The following is a 1,156-nucleotide window of genomic DNA, read 5'->3' as shown; positions in this document are numbered from 1 at the left end:
CTACTACGCGTTTGCCCTGCATGTGCTTTCTCCGATCGATGGTGGGAAGACCGGGCACTTTTTTCGGTGCGGTCGGCTTCGTCAAACGTTAAATTTCGATGGGAGAAGTGTTACGCGAATGGGGATGTCGGGCAATACTCCGATCGGGGTATCGGGGGGATTACCCCTCCTGCGGGGGGTCGTTTTTCGTCGGTGGCGTCTGCCCGTGCGAWGGCTTGCAATACTAACGCGACATATGTAGACTTATTGCATGACTCGAACCCGATCTCCCTCACCTCAAACCAGAGCGTTACTTGCGGCGTTGCTGGCACAACGCGTTCAGTGGCAGCACGGCTATGACCTGTCCGAACAGACCGGGCTCAGCTCAGGCACGCTTTATCCCATCCTCATGCGGCTGAGCGACAGAGGTCTGCTGGAATCCAGATGGGAACCATCCCTGCATGAAGGTCGCCCGCCGAGGAAGTTGTATCGGCTGAATGCGGAAGGCATTGCTTATGCGACCGAGCATGCCGGGTCCGAGGGTATGGCGTCGCAGCATCTGTCACCGGGTTGCATCTGATGTCCAGGGGCGCCAACAAGTTTGCCTGTCCGATTGCCGTGGCGCGGGTGGTGATCCGGATCATGCCGGCGCATCGCAAGGAATGGGCGCAGGCCATGCTCAACGAACTTGCATACATCGAATCATCACGAGCAGCCGTACGCTGGGTTATTGGAAGCATGCTGTTTGCAATCAAAGAACGAACCACTTACGAACTGGAGAAAGCATTCATGAATAACAAGACCTTCAAAACTGCGCTCGTACTCATTGCTGTAGCGGTGAGCGCTGTCGTGGGCACGTATGCCATTCAGAAGCCTTATCAGCGGGAGCGGATCAAGGTCGAGCTTCATCGGATGCTGGCGGCAAAGCAGACTTGAGAACGCGGCACAGGCTTGGACTGCGTGTGTGTTGACTTTGCAGCGCGCGCCTACGGCGCGCGGGTCTGCCCTGCGGGCAGCAGTCAGAGATTCGAAGACCGAGCTTCGCCGGCCTTCGAATTGGAAGGGCGTAGCAAAAGCGATGCTGCGGATGATCTGTGTCTGCCCGCTTTGCAGCGCGCGCCCTCGGCGCGCGAAGCCGTCCGCCTTGCGGACGGCAAATGGGCGATTCGGGCGGGCT

The 1,156-nt window shown here is 58.4% G+C and carries 2 protein-coding genes; both read left to right on the top strand.

Translation table 11 applies throughout. The features are described 5' to 3' along the window. Positions 1-250 precede the first annotated feature (250 nt). A complete protein-coding gene (locus AC1DYX_RS31355) occupies positions 251-559 on the top strand; it encodes a PadR family transcriptional regulator (RefSeq protein WP_477266145.1) in 309 nt (102 codons plus the stop codon). Further along, positions 559-915: a hypothetical protein gene (locus AC1DYX_RS31350; protein WP_477266143.1), complete on the top strand. Its 357-nt coding sequence runs from the start codon at positions 559-561 to the stop codon at positions 913-915. Before AC1DYX_RS31355 ends, AC1DYX_RS31350 begins: the two co-directional genes overlap by 1 nt. Positions 916-1,156 lie beyond the last annotated feature (241 nt).

It is taken from the genome of Massilia sp. P2_C2, from assembly GCF_056404615.1.
This window is presented reverse-complemented; position numbering and strand designations above follow the sequence as displayed.

Excerpts from the sequence above, each read along its gene's own strand:
- AC1DYX_RS31355 (WP_477266145.1), top strand. The coding sequence starts at position 251 with ATGACTCGAACCCGATCTCCCTCACCTCAAACCAGAGCGTTACTTGCG.
- AC1DYX_RS31350 (WP_477266143.1), top strand. The coding sequence starts at position 559 with ATGTCCAGGGGCGCCAACAAGTTTGCCTGTCCGATTGCCGTGGCGCGG.